This is a genomic window from Novipirellula aureliae (assembly GCF_007860185.1).
Taxonomy (GTDB): domain Bacteria; phylum Planctomycetota; class Planctomycetia; order Pirellulales; family Pirellulaceae; genus Novipirellula_A; species Novipirellula_A aureliae.
Map to the genome: position 1 here is coordinate 919,279 of NZ_SJPY01000001.1, position 19,196 is coordinate 938,474.

The following is a 19,196-nucleotide window of genomic DNA, read 5'->3' on the forward strand; positions in this document are numbered from 1 at the left end:
GATTGGCCTGGGCTCAAATTAACATGGGATTTACAATAGGAGACGTGCAGCCCGGAAGGCTGGGAGTTTTAGAGAACACATTTTAGGTAAATTGCCATGGAATCGGCCTCCAACAGTCCCTCGGCGGACGAAATTGCTAGCCTCGTTGCGCTCGCATCGCAACGCGTTGGCACAACAGCCGCATCCACCAACTGAAACTGCTCAGCCGCTCGCGGATTTCTTGGCATTTGATTGGACAACCAGCGATCGATTTGAGTTCTGGCTCGCTTGGCGGCAAAGGCGACCCGTCGGATTTGCGGCGGTGTGGACAGAGCATCAACCAGCGCCGAGCCACCTCCCTATCGCTCCAGGTCGCCACCAGATCGGGCCGCGATCTTAGGATCAAGTGGAGGTGGTTGTCTAGTATTGAAAAAGCTAGCAAATCTAAAGAAAAAAATTCCGCAAACTGTTGCAGATACTTTTCGATCCAGATTTTCCGGTGGTCGAAGTTTTTGCCGGACACTTGGTCATTTCCCATCAGGAAACAGCGTCGGCAGGTCCGATTGTACAGATGGGCGATAACGACCTCATGCGGATCAAACACTTCGCTACGTGCCAACCGAACCATCACACACCTCCCGAGAGAAAAGCATCAGCAGAATCACCAGGAATCGTATACCTCGGTTAGGGAAAAGGCAAATCCACCAAAATCATGCTCTGTCCCTTGGTGGTATGTCCCTTGGTGGTATGTCCCTTGGTGGTATCCCTTGGTGGTATCCCTTGGTGGTATCCCTTGGTGGTATCCTTGCGGAACTATCCGTCCATCCCAAAACAGCAAGGCGCATTTTGCGAAAGATGGCCGAACGCGGTTTGGTCCGCGTTGAATCGCGCCGGGGCCGGTCCCCATTGGTGACAATTGTTTCACCCGAGCCGGCCGAAGCAATGGGACCTATTGCCACCACTGACGAAGCCACGGAAGGAAATACGCCATGCCGATGCCAATAACGTCGATGGCAGTTATCAACACAAACAGAAGTCCGCACGCGGCAATCACATAAAGACATCCCCCTTCACGCTGGGCAAGTTGCTTCGGAGGTTTTCTGCTCATTGATCGGATCGCAGTATTAGTTGGAACGCTGGGGGACATTTGTTAGTATACCATTGCAACGGCGAGGTTGATCCCCGAAAACCGGCTTCACCACCGGCCCGCCGTTGCTCTATCTCTCCTTTGGTGACGTTGAAAGGTGATTCAATGGCAAGTCTACGCTTAGAAGATGACCGCGGCCGCAAAGGCTACCGTTTACAGTTTCGGGACGCGGAAAAGCGAAACCGAACAATATGGCTCGGGGACGTTCCCGAATGGAAGGCGCAGGAAGTTAAGGAACACGTCGAACACTTGCTAGATCAAGTGAAGAAAAAACGTCCGCCGGAAATGGCAACGGCCGATTGGCTTGGTGGTATCAATGACGACTTGCGGAATAAGTTGGCAAGATGCGGTTTGTGCGAATCGGTCGCAAAACGTGTTGCCAAAGTTTTGACGCTGGAAAAGTGGATCGACGAATACATTGGCGAGCGGCAAGACGTAAAGGCATCGACGAAAGAGAGTTTCACGAAAGCGAAAGCAAACTTGCTTACGTTTTTCGGTCGCAAGAAACTTTTGCGGGACATTACACCGGCGGAGGGCAAGCGGTGGCGAGTCTGGCTAAAGACGAAAGGCAACCGTCGGGATAAGAATAGAAAGTGGATGGCCGAAGATACCGTGAGACGTCGAACGGCAACCGCGAAACAGTTTTTCTTGGAAGCGGTGGAACGCGGCTACATGCCGGCGGACCCCTTTGCAAAGTTGCCTAGTTCGATTCAAGGAAATGCGAAACGGCAACACTTCGTCCCGGCCGCCGTCATTGAAAGTTGCATGGAGCATTGCCCTGACCATGAATGGAAAACGATTCTTGCATTGGCTCGCTACGGCGGTTTGCGTTGCCCAAGTGAGTTGGTGGCGTTGCGGTGGTTGGACGTGGACTTGCCCGCCGGACGGATGACACTTAACGCAAGCAAGACGGAACACCATGCGGCTGGCGGTGTTCGCGTTTGCCCGATCTTTCCCGAGTTGCGGCCGTACTTGGAAGCGGCATGAGATGCGGCCCCCGATGACGGTAGCGCGGAATTCGTCATCACCCGCTATCGGCAATCGACCCAGAATCTACGATCCACCTTTCTGTTGATCCTGAAACGGGCGGGCGTGACCCCGTGGCCGAAGTTGTTTCAAAAACTTGCGGGCGAGCCGTGAAACGGAATTGCTGGCTCGCTATCCGGCCAAGGATGTGGTTTCGTGGATCGGCAATTCCGTTCCCGTGGCGATGAAGTCCTACGCGATGGCAACGGACGAAGCGTTCCAAGCGGCATCGGATCCTAGCGGGCAAACCGTGGCCCCCTCGCCACTGGCGAGCGATCCCGAGCCGGAAACAGACGATTTGGGATGCAACCGCGGTTGCACTGGCGGTTGCATTTCGGGTCTATCTGGTACTATTGAGGGTCCGGACGATACGGCCGGAAATGAAAAAACACCGCAAAAAGCGGTGTTTTTTTAGTTCAGGATAGCAAGGGGAATCACTATCTAATGGGCAATACAGAACTCGAATCTGTGACCTCCACGATGTCAACGTGGCGCTCTAACCAACTGAGCTAATTGCCCGATTTTGTTTTCTGACACCATTTTCTCGCAGTGGTGACTCTGCTTTGGTTTGATTGACTTCGGACCGTTTCGGCACTGTTCTTGAGTGCGAGCGTCCTACAAACTGGTTGCGTAGTTTGGGCGGAATCAACCGACTCGTCAAGTACGTTTTAGGCTACCTTTTTGGTGGGAAAGGCATTTTCGTGTTGTTGAAGACGGATTTCTCGATCGAAAACGGCATTTTGTGTCGCTGTTCGCCGTTAAAATCCTGATTTCTGGCTTTTTCCTGTTGACGGTTACTTGGGGCAAGATAGATACTTTCGATACATGTTCTGTTGTAGACTATCACATTACTCCTTTTGATCGATCTCATTTGCGACACGCAAATGAATTGGTCAACCCTTTACCCGTTGTGCCAGATTCGCCCTCTGGCCGGAGACGATTTTATTAGTGGCATTGGCACGTAAAAGCAACCAGCAAGAAACTCGAGATAGCGTACGAATTAATGGCCAAATCCGGATCAGTCCGATTCGGGTGGTAAGTGAAGAGGGAGAGCAGTTGGGAATCATTCCCACCGAAGCCGCTCTCGATCGTGCCCGTGATGCGGGCCTCGACCTTGTCGAGGTCGCTCCAAATGAACGACCTCCGGTTTGCCGGATCATGGATTACGGCAAATTCAAGTACGAAAAAAACAAGAAGACACAAAGTAGTCACGCGAAGACGAAGACGAAGGAAATTCGCCTCCGTCCCAAGACGGGTGACGAGGATGTTCGCACCAAAATCCGACAAGCGGAAAAGTTCTTAGAGCATAAGGATAAAGTCCAAGTCAGCGTTCTGTTCCGAGGCCGAGAAATGGCTCACATCGAAGAAGGACGCAAGGTGATGGAGATGGTCGTCGAGATGCTCAGTGAGGTTGGTAAGGTCGAAACGCAGCCGCAGCAACACGGTCGCCGAATGATTTGCATGATCGCTCCTAAGTAGTCATTGTCATTGTCATTGTCATTGGATTCGATGCTTGAGGCCGTTAGCCGGTTCGTTGGGTAAGACTTGCTCCCAGATGAGGCTTTTTCGATGTCGGTCATTTCGGTAGATCAGCTTTGTCAGTTACTTGCGGAGATCGCTCCGTTGCAATTGGCAGAAACTTGGGACAACGTTGGTTTGTTGGTAGGGGATCGATCGGCAGAGGTCAATCGTGTGATGACTTGCTTGACCGTCACGCCCGCGGTCGTCGAGGAGGCCGTCTCCGAGAAGGTTGATTTGTTGGTCTCGCATCATCCACTGCCGTTCAAGCCCACCAACCGTATCACGACGGATACAACCGCTGGTTCGATGCTGATCGATCTGATCCAAGCGGGGACGGCTATCTACAGTGCTCATACAGCTTTCGATACCGCTGCAAATGGTATCAACCAAATGTGGGCAGATCGTTTAGAGCTTCGCGATGTGAAGCCGCTTGTGGAACCGGAGAGCTCGTCTGGCCACGAGGATGATTTAGACAGGATTCTTCGTCCGGGACGGGTGGGGGAATTGCCTCAGCCGACAACCACAGGTGCATTCGTGTTACGAGTTGGGTGTTTGGTTGGTTCCGAAAACCTCCGTTATATCGGCGATGCAGAGCGATTGATTCGCTGCGTTGCGATTGCTTGTGGCAGTGGTGGTAGCTTCTTATCCGCAGCGAAGCGTCGCGGGTGTGACGCGATGATTACCGGCGAAGCAACCTTTCATGCTTGTCTCGAAGCCGAGTCGGTCGGTATTGAATTGGTGCTCGTAGGGCATTACCAGAGCGAAAGGTTTGCAATGGAACGGTTGGCAGAGCAGCTTGCCGTCGAGTTGCCTGAATTGACGATTTGGGCCAGTCAGCGTGAATCCGACCCCCTCCGATTTCTTGAGTGAGACGCACCGTTTTAGTTCGCTCGCTAAATCGTGTTCTGGTTACGCGCCGACGGTCGCAAGGATCTGCTCGATGTCACTGAGGGGCGCTGCCAAGATGTTGCTGATCTGCTCGGCGGTAAGCCCTTGGTCGGTCAAGGCAATCGTCCGTTTTTGCAGGTCAGCTTGTCTGTCTTTCGAAACAGGCATCGCTGCCATTGATTGTGTTGACTCGGTGGTTACGGTGATGCCGAGCGTATCGATTCGGTCATCCATTTGGCGCAGCAGCGATTGAACGATTGCGATGCGAGTATCTAATTCGGCGGTCAATTCACGCTGGGTATCGTACATGGCGACTTGCCATCGTTGGATTTCGGGCGGTGCATTGCACAACGGAACGGCGGGCTCTTTGTGTTCTCGAATCGTTTTGAGTGCGGCTTTCGCAGCACGAGTGTCTTGGTTCACTCGTTTTCTCATGCGGAGCGTCCGCCGTGCCAGAACCCAACCTAGCAGGACAAAACCAGCGAGCATCAGCAGTTGTGCCGATTGTGTTTCGGCAAAGGCAAGTTTGAGTGCGGGCATCTTGGTAGACTCAAGGTTTAGCTACGGATAAAATGGAGGCGGATCGCAACAATCAACGGGTCGCGGGGGATCCTTTCATTTGTCATCGGTCGAAAAGGGTTGCGATCCCCCCTGCATCCAAATTGCATTGGTTTAACCCGACGTTAAGACTTTGTACGATTCATCCGAATCTATCGATGGAATGGATTTCAGTCAGTCAAGTCGATCAAATGGAAACGTTATTGTTTTTGACGCCCTAGCATGAAACAGCTGTTTACGAATCATTCGCGTTGTCCGAGCAAATCCGTTGTTCGGATTTGGCATGCGACCAGTTCATCAACCGAACCGGGGTTGGTTGAGGCTTTTTGTGATGCGCAGCTAAGCGGTGAAGAGCGGCAGCGTGCTGGTCATTTTCGCGTAGCAACGAGCCGAAACCAACACATCATCGGTCGTGGGATGGTGCGGCACTTGCTTGGACATTTCGCTTGTTCTCCACCGATCGAACCTCGCTCGATCGAGCTTTCCGTTTTGCAGCATGGCAAGCCGTTCGTCAAACACCCTTCCACGTTGACTCACTCGTTTAATGTTTCGCATACCGATGGATTGGTTTTGTGTGGAATCGGATCGCAGGATCATCATTTACTTGGCGTCGATGTGGAGCGACTTGAACGGCGGACCGACACGGAGTTGGCGGATCGTTATTTTTCGCCGCCTGAGGTAGAATACGTTCGATCGTTCGCAGATGGCGAATCGCGTCGTCATGCATTTTTAAGAGTTTGGACCTTGAAGGAAGCGTTCATCAAAGCGATTGGTACGGGGCTTCACACACCGCTGGCCGATTTCGCGTTTGATGACATCGACTCGTCCTCACCAAAGATCCGAATACTCAATGAAGAATTGGACTGTGGTTCCAATTGGCAGTTTTTCACCTTTCGTCCCCGTGAACCCTTTGTCGCCGCCGTCGCCGTGTCGATCGCTGATGCAGATACCGAGGTGTCGCTCGAGCTACAGAATTTTGACTCGCTGGTCGGTAGCGGATCTTTAGATTGACCGTTGCTTGGGCTTCTAGGCTGCGGGGGGGATTGTGGTCTCAGGCTGGGAACCTAGGCTAGGTAGATGATGGCGAAGTCGTTTCGTTAAAGGATCAATGAATAGTGGCAGCTTCATGGTGGAATTGGGGAAGATCAACGGATGACGCAATGGATACGAGCGCTCGTTCGTATGAGCAGGCGGTCGAAAAGCTAAAGAGTGAACAACCGGTGCCGGCGATTTGGCTGTTTGGTAAAACGGGCAGTGGCAAGAGTTCAATCGTCCGTTTCTTGACGGGTGCTGAAGAAGCGACAGTTGGTGAAGGTTATCGACCGGAAACGAAGACTTCACGGTGTTTCGACTTCCCCGATTCGAAAGAGCCGCTGCTGCGATTTGTCGACACGCGTGGTTTGGCTGAAGCGTCGTATGACCCCAGCGAAGACATCGAGCGTTTTTCGGGCTCCACGCAGTTGGTGATTGTCACGGTCCGAATCGCCGACCATTCGCTCGACCAAGTGATCGAACCCCTGCGACAGGTTCGCGCTTCTGCACCACAGCGTCCAGTGCTACTCGTGCTGACTTGTTTGCATGAAGTGATGGGGACCGTGGATCTATCGGATGGGCCGGATCCCTTTGAAGAGAGAAGTGGGGTGGCTACTTCCATTCCTGATACACTGCGGGTTTTGATTGACAGGAAAAAGAAGCAATTCGATCGACTCTTCGATTCGATCTTGGCGATCGACCTGACGCCGATGGAAGATGGCTTCGCCGACCCTGAGTTCGGTGGCAAACGGCTGAAGGCAGCGATTCTCGAAAAGATGCCGCACGCTTATCGGCAAGCGTTATTGGCAATCGAAGATACTGGTGCAAACGGCCAGGGCGATCCGATGTCACAGCGACAAAAGCGATCACGGTTGCAGGTATTGGGCTCCAGTGCAATGGCTGGCACTGCCGGTGCTGTTCCCATGCCGTGGGTTGATATTCCCGCCGTCGTTGCCATCCAAGCTCATTTGGCAATCAAGATTGCCCGCATCTATGAACAGGAGATCACACCAGCACGTTGGGCCGTTCTTAGCGGGGCAGCCGGTTCTCGCATTGCGATACGAATGGCCCTCAGAGAAACGCTCAAGTTCATTCCGTTCGTGGGCATGGCCGCCAGTGCTGCCAGTTCGTTTGCCTTTACCTATGCGCTAGGCATGTCATGGGATTGGTACTTTGCGGACCTTCGCAAGGGGAACGTGCCTGACCCCGAACAACTAAAAGTGATTTTTGCGGAACAACTCAAGCGAGGCCACCGATTATGGAACGCCTAAAGAGTTCGCTGGTTGATGTTCGTCTGCGGATGGTTGTTCTGTTTCTGCTATGGACATTGCCGGTTCTCTGCTACATCGTGATTGGGTTGATTGCGATTTATCAAACCGGGTGGATGAAATGGGTCTTGATCAGTTTGCCGATCGCGTGGACGAGTGCTTGGATCATCCGTCGAATGTGGCCGGCGGCGAAGTTGAGCCAGACGGGGCATACCGTTCCGCTAACCGCACCTGATTTTTGGACGCCCATCGACGCATCCGCCATTGAACTGGTCGAACAATTTCGCAGCGAAGTCGACGATGTCAACTCGAAGACGATCACCGACGGTTGGCGATTTATCGAAGATGCAAAGGTTTTGGCTCAACGGTTAGCGAACCATTATCACGCTGACACGGGCGGCAATCTGGTACATCAATTGACGCTCGTTGAGATGTTGGCAGTCATCCATTTGGCAACCGAAGATCTTGAAACATGGGTGCTCAGCAATGTACCGGGCGGGAACATCGCCACGATGGGGCAGTTAAAACAAGTGCCGGGCGTGGTCAATAAGATCGAGCTTGCGCAGAAGATTATCTATTTTGGTTCAGCGGTTTTGAATCCAGCCAAGTTGGCGGCGTATCCTCTATGGCGAAAATCGGGGCAAGTGGTTGTCGAGTTGCAAGACGAGTTGGTACGCCGGTTCTATCAGCGTTATCTGCGGCAAGTCGGATACTATTTGATTGAGATGTATAGTGGACGCTTGAAGGCTGGATCGCAGCAGTATCGGCAACGTTTCGCAGAGATGGCAACAGCAGTGCATGCCGCAAGAGGGGATGCGCGGCCTTTGGAGTTGTTGCAAGATCTTGAAACCACGATTGCTGTGATGGGGCAGGTCAAAGCGGGAAAATCAAGTTTAATCAATGCTTTGACTGGCGACGCGACTGCTAAAACGAGTGTGCTGCCGGAAACGCAAAACGTTGCTCGATACCAGTTCCGATTACCCGATTCCGATAACAATCTAATCCTGCTTGACACACCCGGTTATAGCGAAGCGGATGTGACGAGAAAACAGCGGTCGGAGATTCGGACGGCTGTCGAAAAAGCTGACATCGTGTTGTTGGTGATGGCAGCAAATTCGCCAGCTCGCGATGCGGACGTGAAGATGCTCAAGACACTCAGCGACTACTACCAAACGAAGCGGCAGCTTCGCCCGCCAACCATTATCGGTGTGCTGACGCATATCGATTTACTACGTCCCGTCCGAGAATGGCAACCGCCCTATGATTGGCGAAACCCGCATGAACTAAAGGAAGAGTCGATGGCTGCTGCGGTGGCTTATTGCCAGGAGTTGTTCGGCAGCACCGTGAGTGATTATGCGTGCGTTTACACCGGAGATGTTCATCCGTTGGAAAACCAGGTGGTCGATGAAGTCGTCGGAACGCTATTGGCTCATTTGCAGCAAGGGAAATCCGCGGCCGTTTTGAAAGCGTTTTACAAACAACTTAGTGAAAAACGTGTTTCGGAATTGACCAAGCAAGTGATCGGTTTGCTGAAATCGGCCTTGTCGTGAAGTCCCGAAAGGACGTCAAACGACGAATCATTTGCCATGATCGTTGAGGGATTCAGGTCTTGTAGGGGGTGACGCTTCCTCCATAAGCATTTTGTAACTTATTGCCGTCGCCGACGAAGGTCAACGATGAATCAGGGGTTGCATCGGCCGCGAATGGATTTCGAATGCCGAACAGGGAGCCGTGGAGGGGGTGGATATTGAGTTGGTGAGTCCTTCACGCCAAGTGAATTGACCGTTACAACATTGAGTAGGATTAGCATGTAGCCAATCCTGTTTGAAGCGACAGGCTGGGAGCCTATTTCACTTGCAGATCACGAGTCTCGGAGAGACTCGCATACTCCATCCACAAGAAGAGTCCGTGGCACGAAGACGAAGACCGATTCGCTATGCGTCGATCTTGCTGATCGCGATTTTTTGTTGCAGCGTTCTCTACGTGTTTGGCATGGCGTTGCTGCAATCATCCCAGTCGAACTTATTGTCATTCTCTGATTTGATCATCCCTCGCTTGATCGACGTGGTTATCTTTTTGTGGTTGTTTTGGATCGGTTCTTCGTTTGGCAGTTTTCTGAATGTGGTTGCATGGCGGATGCCGCGAGGCGAATCGATCAACGGTCGCTCTCATTGCCCTCGTTGTCAGCATCAACTTGCCGCTCGAGACAATTTCCCCGTCTTCGGGTGGCTCGCACTTCGAGGGCGTTGTCGAACTTGTCGATTGCCGATTTCGGCACGCTATCCGATCGTTGAATCAGCGGTGGGCATGTCGATCGCGTTCGTCGGTTTTGCAGAGATCAATCAAATTGCCTTGCCCCATCGCCCCCACTTGGGTCACGTTGGACCTCTCGGATCACCGGTGGTCGATGCCGCAACCTTGTTCATTCTTGCCTACCATATCTTTGCCATCGCATTTGTTTGGGCGATGGGATTGATTCGGTTTGATCAACGACATCTGCCACGTGAATTGTCGATATTTGGTTTTGGGGTTTTGATCACCACCATGCTAGGTTTTCCGATCGTTGGAATCGTGCCGTGGCAAATGGATGGAGGGCATCTGCAAGACGCAAAATCGATCTTTGGTGGTTCCTACTTGGATGCCTGGATGCGAGTTCTGACAGCATTGGTAGCAGCAGCGTTCTATGCCCGTTGTTTAGCGCCTGGTCTTTGCCGTGATGCGGATCCGAAGTTTGATCCACTCGGAAAATCGACGCGTCGCTTGATCGATTTGATTTTGGTTTGCGCCGCGGCGTCGATCGTGGTTGGTTGGCAAATGCTGCCAACGGTCTTGATTCTGGCGTCACTTATCTCGCTGCCGCTACAGAAACGTTTCCCCGACAGCGATGCGTTTGGAACCTTTTCGTTGGCGATGCCGGTTTCGTTGTCACTACATATCATGCTTTGGCGGTTGCTGCATCAGACTTGGTTTTGGCCCAGTGACGGCAGTCAACCGATAGTACTGCTAATTGCCGCTGGCGTCGTGCTGCTAATCCCCAATTGGCTTTATGAAAAGCCGAAGTTGGAGTCTCCACCGACGGATTCATCGTCTGATGAGGCTTGATCGTTCATTTTACCGAGCGACGATTTTGTCCTCGATGGCAGTATGGGCAACCTACCTTGTCTCTGTTTTTTATAGGAGACCGATCTCCACTTCGGTTTACATCCATGTGTGGGTATTGCTTCAAGGGTTGATGCTGATTCTTCCAGGATGGTTGTTCGCCGGATTCCTTGCCAAACGTTATCCGCGATTCGGGTGGACGGTTGGCTGCGGATGGATCGTGGGTATTCCGATGTTGGTGCTCTGTGATGCGATTGTCTACTCGTGGATGTCCGACCATCTTCTATCGGCCAGAATGTATCGAGTTACGACGGATTTACGGGGTAGTTTGATCGCCCACGCCCCGCTCCGTTCGGTGGTCGCGACGCTACAGAAATTGATCGTGTTTTTCTTGTTGGCTGCAATGGGGTATTGGGTGTCCGGATGGATCGCGAGATCGAGCTACCTTTGCCATTTGCGATTGTCTCGTTTGCGAAGGAGCCTTGTGGTTGCGAGTGTTACAATGTTTTTCGCCGCGATGTTTCTAACGACTGCCTTCTATTGGCGACCAATATCGAAACACATGCGTTCGTCACCTAGCCTGCATCCATTTTGTGCTGCTGGATTGTTTCGGGATTCGCGAAACGCTGTATCGAAAGATGCAGCGATTGATTTGCCAGCAAGAATGGGAACGCTTTTTCGTCAAGATCAGGAGCATCGTTTGAAGTGGGCTGGCTTAGATTTTGACCAAGTGTTGCAGCGTAGTGACCGGCCGACCGATGTGTTGATCGTCGTGATTGAGTCACTGCGGCGTGAGTGTCTTGACGAGTTGGTGATGCCCAATCTGCATGAGCTTTCCTCCGTCGGAGTCCTGTGCAAGAACCATTTTTCGGGCGGCAATGCATCGAGCCACGGCATGTTCAGTTTGGTGAGCGGGTTGGAGGCAATTTGGTTTGAGCGTCCGGTTCGATTTCGCCCACTGATGAATCGCTTGTTTCGTCAATCGGGTTATCGACTCGGACTCTTTTCCAATCAGGATGATTGGCGATTGTTTTATATGGACGCGTTTTTGAATTCGGAACAGTATGACAGGTATGAATGCGAACCGAAGGATTGGGTCGATGGCGATCGTCGTACCGTTGCTCGTGCGATGAAGTTTCTTGATGGGGATCGGGCGACGGATGCGAAGACACCCCGGCTTGCCGTGGTCTATCTCTATTCGACGCATGCTGACTATCGTAGCGATGTTGTCGATCGAATCTTTCAGCCAGCTGCGGATGATGATTTCCCGATTCCCTATTCGATCGATGATCGCAAGGCGGTTTGGAATCGCTACTGCAATAGTGCTCACACCGTCGACCGTCTGATCAAACCGTTGCTACGCCGCGACCGAATCATTATCGTCACTGGCGATCATGGCGAATCGTTTTTGGAAGATGGAACGTGTGGACATGGAACGCGACTGAGTGAGTTTCAGAACATGACACCCGCGGTTCTCTACGCGCCAGGTATTCGTCCACTTACCATCACCCATCCGACGATGCACGCTGATTTGTTACCGACTTTGGTTGATTTGGCTGATTTGCCGATGGTTGGCGAAAGCCCATTCGACGGGGTGAATCTTATGGATGAGGCACAGCGACACGATCGAGTCTTTGTGACGCGTGATTATATGACCAACGAGGTTTGTTTGATTGGGCCGTGGACGATAAACCCAAGCGAACCCTTTGGCTATCGCTGCGAAGTAGATAGGGGGTCAGGCACGATCGAGTTGACCGAGCCGATCCTACCAAATGGAGATCGGGCGGTTGGCCGTTAGCGTAGGCTACGACTTCTCGAAGAGAGCATCCGCCCATACGATCAAGTGGGGTGTCGCGGCCTTAGTTGGCAAAAGAAAGCTTTCTTTTGGTCTGGCAGTGAGTAGTCGAAACCGCAGGTTTGAAAGAAGAGTTCTGACGAGCTAATAGCCATCACCTCCATGACTCCTAAATCGCGGGCCCGGCCGACACAAGACTCGACCAATGCCTTGCCAACGCCCACATTTCGGTAATCGTGATGAACGGCAAGACTTAGGAGTTCAGCTAATTTTGCGCTATAGATTTCAATCGCAGCAAACCCGATGCACTGTTCTCGGTCTTCGACGGTTCGCACAGCCATGAAGCCATGGCGGGTCAACTCGATCACTTCGGCTTCTGTTCGGGAAAGTAATTGCCGCTGGACAACGTACGGTCTTAACAACGCGTGGATGGCCGCAGCATCGCTTGGCAACGCTTGGCGAATGGTCACCCCCGTTGGGAAGCTGCCCTCGATGAATGGTTCGTTTGCCGGTTGAGTTTGGCTGGACTGGGACGGTTGGGGGGCTGGATCAGGCGGAATGGAGTCGTCCATGGTTAGCAAGGTTTCTTCAATGGGGGGTGCTAGTTCAGACGCACGGGACTGGTGGCATTTTTGATCGTTTTGCGTAGTGTCGCCATGGGCGCGTCCTGACCGGTAAACAATTTGTGTTGGTAGGCTGCTTGGCGAACAAACATATCGACACCCGTGATAATCCGACAACCATGCTTGCGTGCATATTTGATTAAGAGGGTGCTTTCGGGGTTAAAGACGCAATCAAAAACCACCAAGAACTGCGTCATCGCACTGGCATCATACGGTGACCGGTCGAGGTCGGGGTGCATTCCAATTGGTGTTGCATTGATCAAAAGATTGATCTTGGGTTCATGGCGTTGATCCCATTCGATTGCACGGCATCCTATCTCGGAGGCGAGTACTCGGGTGTTATCCATCGTCCGCGAGGCGACGGTAACGTCGGCGCCTCGATGTCGAAGTCCCCAGGCAATCGCACGAGCGACATCGCCAGCACCGAGGATCAAGACATTGACGCCTTGCATTGGTTTCTCGACATCCTTCTTTAGCTTCAGTTTTTCCGAGATGCAGTCCATCGCAGCACGATAATCGGTGTTGTAGCCCAAATTGTCTTTGCCTTGGTACACCATCGTATTGATCGAACCGATGCCACTGGCACTCGATTCGGCTTGCGTGCAATACTCTAAACCGGCCTGCGAATGAGGGGCTGCGACACTGACGCCACTGATTTTCAGATCTCTGACACTTTGCATGAATTTATGCAAATCGTTACTGGGGACTCGAAATGGCAAAAAGCGGGCGTTCAAGTCTTGTTCATAAAACGCGGTGTTATGGACTAGGGGAGCATAATTGTCGGCGACGGGATCGCCGACAATTCCAAAAAGCTCTGTCTCCGAGTTGATTTGTTTGTAGCGATACAGCTCCGTCATTTCTTTCCAGTTCAATTGGCCGGGAGCCAATTTTTTGTCAGCGCTATACGTTGCATAGGTAAATGGCGAACCGACTCGTTCACCAAGGATCCGAGTAATCATCCCGATTTCGCCCATGCAAATCCCAATCGTGGGTTGCTTTGCATTTTTGACCAACTCCAACATGCGAACGTTATCGGAAAAGGTCGTCGCCATCGAAGCAATTTTAACAATATCGGCATCCTCCTCAGCCATCGCAGCGGCGAGCGATTCAAGATCGTCGGGTGTCTGTGTGAACTCGTGGTAACTAATGACCCGTTTGGTCTTACCGTATCGAGGGATTTGCGATGCCACGTCGGCTTCGATATCGACATACTCAACGCCTGCCGCGATGGCGGAGCGGAGCAGCATCATGCGTTCTTTTTCGCTCTTCATCCAACGTCCGCCATCTTCGCGGCGGCGGCAGGTGACGACGACCGGTCCCGGCCGATCGTCAATCAATCGCTTCAAATTGACTGCGCGTCCGATAAAATCGAGCCGTAGCTCGACCAACTCAGCACCTTGTTCGACAAGATACTTGTGTTCGGCGATCATTCGTTTGTGGCGAGCACGCCCAAGACTGACACAAATCATGAAAAAAATCGAAAAAGATCAAGGAGAGAAGGTAAGGAAATTGCCATGGAAACGGGACGTCTACCCAATCGAAACGTTATCACCCCATAATAATCGAACAAAAACGATATGATTGCTCTAAAATGAAATGTTGGCTACTGGTCAATTTGTGGTGGTATTCGCCTCGCAAACCCAAACGCCCCCTATTTATATTTGAAATGGCTTCAAATAACAGGCCGAGAGCTGGGGAATCGATCGATGCTGAACCGAAGAGGTTCGACGCCCAGGGATTTTGCCAGCCCATGACCTGCATGGAAACCCGAGCGACATCCGTTTTAGGCTGATTGAACGACTGAGAACTGCTAGAATCTAATGATCCTCTGCCAATCGAAAACTTCCCTTCAAAGTGATTTCACAAGTATGGCTGACAGAAATTCACACTTCTCGCTAAACGCCACCGCAAAGGGCTCGTTTGGGGGGCCCCGCCTGCGAACGCACGGCGGCAGAGACTGCCGCGTCGAAAAAGTTCCTCTCGGCAGCCGGAAGCTGGCAATTGATTGGGTTCCCGGGCAGGCTCGAAGAGCCACTGGGATAAGCATACCGGATCGGTTTGCACTGGAAACGGCGCAGCGTTCCCCGATGTTCTTGACCCTCGTTGGCGTCGTTTTCTTATCGATGTGGCTTATATCGACGCATGCAGCGGCAGAAAACGAGATTGTTAGGAGCGTTCCAGAAAACCTATCGGTTCAGTGGGAATTCCAAGCCGACGAGGCAATCGAAGCGGCGCCGGTCGTCGCCGAAAAACTCATTTTCGTGGCCGACGTGATGGGGAAACTCTATGCGGTCGATCGCTCAAACGGCAAGTTGGTGTGGAACCACGATTTTGATACAGGCTTTATCGCCGCTCCAGCGGTGCAGGAAAACAGGCTCGTTATTGGCGATGTGGAGGGAAATGTCTACGCCATCGAAGCCGATTCAGGAACCATTGTTTGGCAAAAGCAGACCGATGGCGAAATCAATGGCTCGGCTGCCTTCTATAAATCGACCGTTCTGGTCACCAGCCAGGATGGCAGCTTGTACAGTTTTGAGAGCGACGATGGCACATTGAAGTGGACGTACCAAACCGATGACCAAATTCGTTGTAGTCCTACCATTGCGGGTACGCGAACTTTCCTCGGCGGTTGTGACGGGCGATTGCACGTGGTCGACTTGGAAACGGGGAAAGGCATCGGTGAACCGATGCCATTGGGCGGTCCGACCGGTTCGACCGTCGCCGTCGCGGGCAACCTTGCCGTTTTGCCGATCATGGATGGGGCAGTGTTGTCGTTCGATTGGAAAACCGCGAAACAAATATGGCGTTATGTTGACGAGGAACGATCGCAGGAGTACCGCAGTAGTGCGGCAATTCAAGCGAACACCGTGGTCGTTAGCAGCCAAAAGAAACAGGTTGATGCATTGTCACTAAAAACGGGTGAGCGATTGTGGCGATACTCTTTACAGCGACGCGCAGACGCTTCGCCTGTGATTGCAGGCGACGATGTTTGGATTGCGGCGACCGATGGTCGTTTGATCCGCTTGTCACTCCAAGAGGGGAAAGAAATTTGGAAATTTGAAATTCGCGGATCGTTTGTTGCAGCACCTGTGATTGAAAAGACTCCGTCGGGCAGCGTACAGTTGTACGTTGCTGACGATAACGGCATCCTTCGATGCTTTGAATAATAATGTAAGGCGGAATCGCCGCGTGACCGTGGCCCAGGCTTCTAGCCTGGGTCCACAACGAAACCCCAGGCTGGAAGCCTAGGCCACGTTTGATACCGTAGCCCAGGCTTCTAGCCTGGGACCACAACAAAACCCCAGGCTGGAAGCCTGGGCCACGTTTGATACCGTAGCCCAGGCTTCTAGCCTGGGTCCACAACGAAACCCCAGGCTGGAAGCCTGGGCCACGTTTGATACCGTAGCCCGGGCTTCTAGCCTGGGACCACAATAAAACCCCAGGCTGGAAGCCTGGGCCACGTTTGATACCGTAGCCTGGGCTTCTAGCCTGGGACCACAACAAAACCCCAGGCTGGAAGCCTGGGCCACGTTTGATACCGTAGCCCAGGCTTCTAGCCTGGGACCACAACAAAACCCCAGGCTGGAAGCCTGGGCCACGTTTGATACCGTAGCCTAGGCTTCTAGCCTGGGACCACAACGAAACCCCAGGCTGGAAGCCTAGGCCACGTTTGATACCGTGGCCTGGGCTTCTAGCCTGGGACCACAACAAAACCCCAGGCTGGAAGCCTGGGCCACGTTTGATACCGTAGCCTAGGCTTCTAGCCTGGGGCCACAACGAAACCCCAGGCTGGAAGCCTAGGCCACGTTTGATACCGTAGCCTAGGCTTCTAGCCTGGGACCACAATAAAACCCCAGGCTGGAAGCCTGGGCCACGTTTGATACCGTAGCCCAGGCTTCTAGCCTGGGACCACAACGAAACCCCAGGCTGGAAGCCTGGGCCACGTTTGATACCGTAGCCCAGGCTTCTAGCCTGGGGCCACAACGAAACCCCAGGCTGGAAGCCTGGGCCACGTTTGATACCGTAGCCCAGGCTTCTAGCCTGGGTCCACAACGAAACCCCAGGCTGGAAGCCTGGGCCACGTTTGATACCGTAGCCTAGGCTTCTAGCCTGGGACCACAACAAAACCCCAGGCTGGAAGCCTGGGTCCACAACAAAACCCCAGGCTGGAAGCCTGGGCCACGTTTGATACCGTAGCCTGGGGCCACAATAAAACTCCAGGCTGGAAGCCTGGGCCACGTCCACGATTTAATCGATGAACGGTTGAGATAACCGTTTTACCTCCCGCAAAGAGAAACAAATGTCATCAACCGCAAGCGATAAGAAAACCAACGTTGGTAGTTATTTCATCTCCAACTATCCACCCTACAGCCAGTGGACACCTGGGGAATTGCCTGCGGTTCGCCAAGCTCTCGACAGTCCGCCGACCGAAGCGACTCCGCTCGGTTTGTACTTGCACATTCCATTCTGCCGAAAGCGATGCAAGTTTTGTTACTTCAAAGTTTTCACGGATGTCAAATCGGCGGAAGTTCAACGTTACGTCGATGCACTCTGCAGCGAGATATCGCTGGTAAGTCAATTGGAAGTGATGGGAGATCGTCCGTTTCGCTTCGTCTATTTCGGAGGCGGCACACCGAGTTTCCTCGCTCCAAAGCAACTCGTCAAACTTGCCGATCGGCTAAGGGAGCACATCACTTGGGATGGTGCCGAAGAAGTGACGTTTGAATGCGAACCTGGTACGCTCAGCGAGACGAAGGTAAAAACGCTTCGCGAGGATCTGGGCGTCACGCGGCTCAGCTTAGGGATTGAAAACTTTTCGGATAAACTGCTCGAAGAAAACGGACGCGCTCACTTGAGCAAGCAGGTTTTTAATGCGTGGGATTGGATTAGCGAAGCGAACTTTCCGAACGTCAACATTGACTTGATTGCTGGGATGGTCGGTGAAACATGGGACAATTGGAAAGACAACATCCGACGCACCCTTGAGCTTTCCCCCGAAAGTGTCACGATCTATCAGATGGAATTGCCTTTTAACACGGTCTACAGCAAAGATATTTTGGGCAATCAAACGGAAAGTCCTGTCGCCGATTGGCAAACGAAACGCGATTGGGTCGATGATGCGTTTAGTGAATTTGTGAAAGCGGGGTACAGCGTTAGCAGTGCCTACACGGTCGTAAAAGATCCTAACAAGGTAAACTTTTCCTATCGTGACAATTTGTGGCAAGGAGCGGATTTGCTGGCGACCGGTATCGCTAGTTTTGGTCATGCCAGCGGCGTGCACTACCAAAATTTACCGGAGCTAGAACCTTACTTGTCAACGATCGAATCGGGCGAATTGCCTCTCGGACGTGGTTTCGTTCCGACGGAACATCAGCGTTTAGTCCGGGAGATGATACTACTTTTGAAACGAGGCTTTCTGGATGTCAGCTATTTCCAAGATAAGTTCCAAGTCGATATTGTTGACCGCTGGCGAGCGGTGTGGGACCAATACGTTCAGGAAGGCTTGGTGACGATTGATGGTGGGACGATTCGATTAACGCGACAAGGATTGCTGCAAGCCGATGGGCTACTACCCGCGTTCTTCGAACCCGAGCATCAAGGGGTCCGCTATACGTAGTTTGCCACTGGTCATTTGCATTGGCCATTTGTGCGGATTCTCTACACTCCGGCAACTTCGGCCGCTTTGTAGACGACTTCGGCACGACGGAAGCCGAGCCGCTCATAGAGCCGGACTGCAGCGGTGTTGTCGGTTGTCACCTCGAGATGCATCTTTAGCAGGCCCACGGAACGAAAACCTTTGGCCGCGTGCATCAGCAAAATCGAGCCCAATCCTTTGCCACGATGTTCCGGGACGACACCAACGTTTTGGATCGCTCCCCAACCTTCGAATTGAATTCCTTGGATGGTGCCGATCGCTTCGGGACGTGCTCCGGGAACGGGGCGGTAACGGATCAACCAAGTGGCTTCGGGGACGAAGCCGATGCGGTCCGATATTTCACGCATCAACCGCAAGCACCCATCACGCTGAGCCAGGCAAGGGAACACGTTCGCATCGAGTTCTTCACGAAAACTGCGGTACTTGGCCGCTGCATGTTCACGAAGCAAATCCTCGCGGAAGGGGACCAATTCGTATCCAGCCGGGCAGAGGGAGTGGTCGACGATTAGCTTCGCCAGATCGAGCTCCATTCGAAATCGCTTAAAATAGGTTAACCCCATCAATCTTGACTCATCGTAATAATCAAACGTCTGTCTCAGCTAAG

At 52.6% G+C, this 19,196-nt stretch carries 17 protein-coding genes and 1 tRNA gene; 11 read left to right on the plus strand and 7 right to left on the minus strand.

Annotation, left to right across the window (positions count from 1 at the left end; translation table 11 throughout):
* Positions 1-136: 136 nt before the first annotated feature.
* On the minus strand, positions 137-607 hold the full coding sequence (locus Q31b_RS03455) for a hypothetical protein (protein ID WP_231617274.1): 471 nt from the start codon (positions 605-607) through the stop codon (positions 137-139).
* A 321-nt stretch (positions 608-928) separates the two neighbouring features.
* Positions 929-1,087, minus strand: a complete 159-nt coding sequence (locus Q31b_RS27840; protein ID WP_197170831.1) for a hypothetical protein — start codon at positions 1,085-1,087, stop codon at positions 929-931.
* Positions 1,088-1,231: 144 nt separating this feature from the next.
* Between Q31b_RS27840 and Q31b_RS03465 the strand changes: the two genes are divergently transcribed.
* Positions 1,232-2,113, plus strand: coding sequence for a tyrosine-type recombinase/integrase (locus tag Q31b_RS03465; protein ID WP_146598229.1), 882 nt, complete (start codon positions 1,232-1,234; stop codon positions 2,111-2,113).
* A gap of 136 nt (positions 2,114-2,249) precedes the next feature.
* Positions 2,250-2,567, plus strand: coding sequence for a hypothetical protein (locus Q31b_RS03470; RefSeq protein WP_146598230.1), 318 nt, complete (start codon positions 2,250-2,252; stop codon positions 2,565-2,567).
* A 30-nt stretch (positions 2,568-2,597) separates the two neighbouring features.
* Here Q31b_RS03470 and Q31b_RS03475 read toward each other — a convergent pair.
* A tRNA-Val gene (locus Q31b_RS03475) sits at positions 2,598-2,671 on the minus strand.
* A gap of 429 nt (positions 2,672-3,100) precedes the next feature.
* Here Q31b_RS03475 and infC point away from each other — a divergent pair.
* A complete protein-coding gene (gene infC / locus Q31b_RS03480; protein WP_146598231.1) occupies positions 3,101-3,631 on the plus strand; it encodes a translation initiation factor IF-3 in 531 nt (176 codons plus the stop codon).
* Between the two features lie 90 nt (positions 3,632-3,721).
* Complete coding sequence (locus tag Q31b_RS03485) at positions 3,722-4,543, plus strand: Nif3-like dinuclear metal center hexameric protein (protein WP_197170833.1); 822 nt, start codon at positions 3,722-3,724, stop codon at positions 4,541-4,543.
* A 39-nt stretch (positions 4,544-4,582) separates the two neighbouring features.
* Here Q31b_RS03485 and Q31b_RS27845 read toward each other — a convergent pair whose 3' ends face one another.
* Positions 4,583-5,101, minus strand: coding sequence for a hypothetical protein (locus tag Q31b_RS27845; protein ID WP_197170835.1), 519 nt, complete (start codon positions 5,099-5,101; stop codon positions 4,583-4,585).
* A 240-nt stretch (positions 5,102-5,341) separates the two neighbouring features.
* Here Q31b_RS27845 and Q31b_RS03495 point away from each other — a divergent pair, with 240 nt between their 5' ends.
* From Q31b_RS03495 to Q31b_RS03515, 5 genes are all read left to right on the plus strand, one after another.
* A complete protein-coding gene (locus Q31b_RS03495; protein WP_146598232.1) occupies positions 5,342-6,130 on the plus strand; it encodes a 4'-phosphopantetheinyl transferase family protein in 789 nt (262 codons plus the stop codon).
* A 149-nt stretch (positions 6,131-6,279) separates the two neighbouring features.
* On the plus strand, positions 6,280-7,422 hold the full coding sequence (locus Q31b_RS03500; protein ID WP_146598233.1) for a GTPase family protein: 1,143 nt from the start codon (positions 6,280-6,282) through the stop codon (positions 7,420-7,422).
* Entirely contained in the window at positions 7,410-8,969 is a 1,560-nt protein-coding gene (locus tag Q31b_RS03505; RefSeq protein WP_146598234.1) for a GTPase family protein, read from the plus strand. Before Q31b_RS03500 ends, Q31b_RS03505 begins: the two co-directional genes overlap by 13 nt.
* A 358-nt stretch (positions 8,970-9,327) precedes the next feature.
* Entirely contained in the window at positions 9,328-10,521 is a 1,194-nt protein-coding gene (locus Q31b_RS29310) for an A24 family peptidase (RefSeq protein WP_315860374.1), read from the plus strand.
* On the plus strand, positions 10,511-12,316 hold the full coding sequence (locus tag Q31b_RS03515) for a sulfatase-like hydrolase/transferase (RefSeq protein ID WP_197170837.1): 1,806 nt from the start codon (positions 10,511-10,513) through the stop codon (positions 12,314-12,316). The genes Q31b_RS29310 and Q31b_RS03515 overlap by 11 nt, the downstream gene beginning before the upstream one ends.
* 41 nt (positions 12,317-12,357) lie before the next feature.
* Here the strand turns inward: Q31b_RS03515 and Q31b_RS03520 are convergent, their stop codons facing one another.
* A complete protein-coding gene (locus Q31b_RS03520) occupies positions 12,358-12,885 on the minus strand; it encodes a GNAT family N-acetyltransferase (protein ID WP_146598236.1) in 528 nt (175 codons plus the stop codon).
* Between the two features lie 29 nt (positions 12,886-12,914).
* Positions 12,915-14,405 (minus strand): type I 3-dehydroquinate dehydratase, encoded by a 1,491-nt coding sequence (gene aroD / locus Q31b_RS03525; RefSeq protein ID WP_146598237.1) that lies wholly within the window; start codon positions 14,403-14,405, stop codon positions 12,915-12,917.
* A gap of 618 nt (positions 14,406-15,023) precedes the next feature.
* Between aroD and Q31b_RS03530 the strand changes: the two genes are divergently transcribed.
* Positions 15,024-16,103 (plus strand): outer membrane protein assembly factor BamB family protein, encoded by a 1,080-nt coding sequence (locus Q31b_RS03530; protein ID WP_197170840.1) that lies wholly within the window; start codon positions 15,024-15,026, stop codon positions 16,101-16,103.
* Between the two features lie 1,133 nt (positions 16,104-17,236).
* Positions 17,237-18,553, plus strand: a complete 1,317-nt coding sequence (locus Q31b_RS03535) for a coproporphyrinogen-III oxidase family protein (RefSeq protein ID WP_146598239.1) — start codon at positions 17,237-17,239, stop codon at positions 18,551-18,553.
* A gap of 41 nt (positions 18,554-18,594) precedes the next feature.
* On the opposite strand, the gene Q31b_RS03540 is transcribed toward Q31b_RS03535, so the two are convergent.
* A complete protein-coding gene (locus Q31b_RS03540) occupies positions 18,595-19,152 on the minus strand; it encodes a GNAT family N-acetyltransferase (RefSeq protein ID WP_146598746.1) in 558 nt (185 codons plus the stop codon).
* Between the last annotated feature and the right edge of the window lie 44 nt (positions 19,153-19,196).

Coding starts and splice junctions, on each gene's coding strand:
- Q31b_RS03485 (WP_197170833.1), top strand. CDS start 3,722: ATGTCGGTCATTTCGGTAGATCAGCTTTGTCAGTTACTTGCGGAGATC.
- Q31b_RS03540 (WP_146598746.1), bottom strand. CDS start 19,152: ATGGGGTTAACCTATTTTAAGCGATTTCGAATGGAGCTCGATCTGGCG.
- Q31b_RS03505 (WP_146598234.1), top strand. CDS start 7,410: ATGGAACGCCTAAAGAGTTCGCTGGTTGATGTTCGTCTGCGGATGGTT.
- Q31b_RS03455 (WP_231617274.1), bottom strand. CDS start 607: ATGGTTCGGTTGGCACGTAGCGAAGTGTTTGATCCGCATGAGGTCGTT.
- Q31b_RS03535 (WP_146598239.1), top strand. CDS start 17,237: ATGTCATCAACCGCAAGCGATAAGAAAACCAACGTTGGTAGTTATTTC.
- Q31b_RS03530 (WP_197170840.1), top strand. CDS start 15,024: ATGTTCTTGACCCTCGTTGGCGTCGTTTTCTTATCGATGTGGCTTATA.
- aroD (WP_146598237.1), bottom strand. CDS start 14,405: ATGATTTGTGTCAGTCTTGGGCGTGCTCGCCACAAACGAATGATCGCC.
- Q31b_RS03520 (WP_146598236.1), bottom strand. CDS start 12,885: ATGGACGACTCCATTCCGCCTGATCCAGCCCCCCAACCGTCCCAGTCC.
- Q31b_RS03495 (WP_146598232.1), top strand. CDS start 5,342: ATGAAACAGCTGTTTACGAATCATTCGCGTTGTCCGAGCAAATCCGTT.
- Q31b_RS27840 (WP_197170831.1), bottom strand. CDS start 1,087: ATGAGCAGAAAACCTCCGAAGCAACTTGCCCAGCGTGAAGGGGGATGT.
- Q31b_RS03500 (WP_146598233.1), top strand. CDS start 6,280: ATGGATACGAGCGCTCGTTCGTATGAGCAGGCGGTCGAAAAGCTAAAG.
- Q31b_RS27845 (WP_197170835.1), bottom strand. CDS start 5,101: ATGCCCGCACTCAAACTTGCCTTTGCCGAAACACAATCGGCACAACTG.
- Q31b_RS03515 (WP_197170837.1), top strand. CDS start 10,511: ATGAGGCTTGATCGTTCATTTTACCGAGCGACGATTTTGTCCTCGATG.
- Q31b_RS03465 (WP_146598229.1), top strand. CDS start 1,232: ATGGCAAGTCTACGCTTAGAAGATGACCGCGGCCGCAAAGGCTACCGT.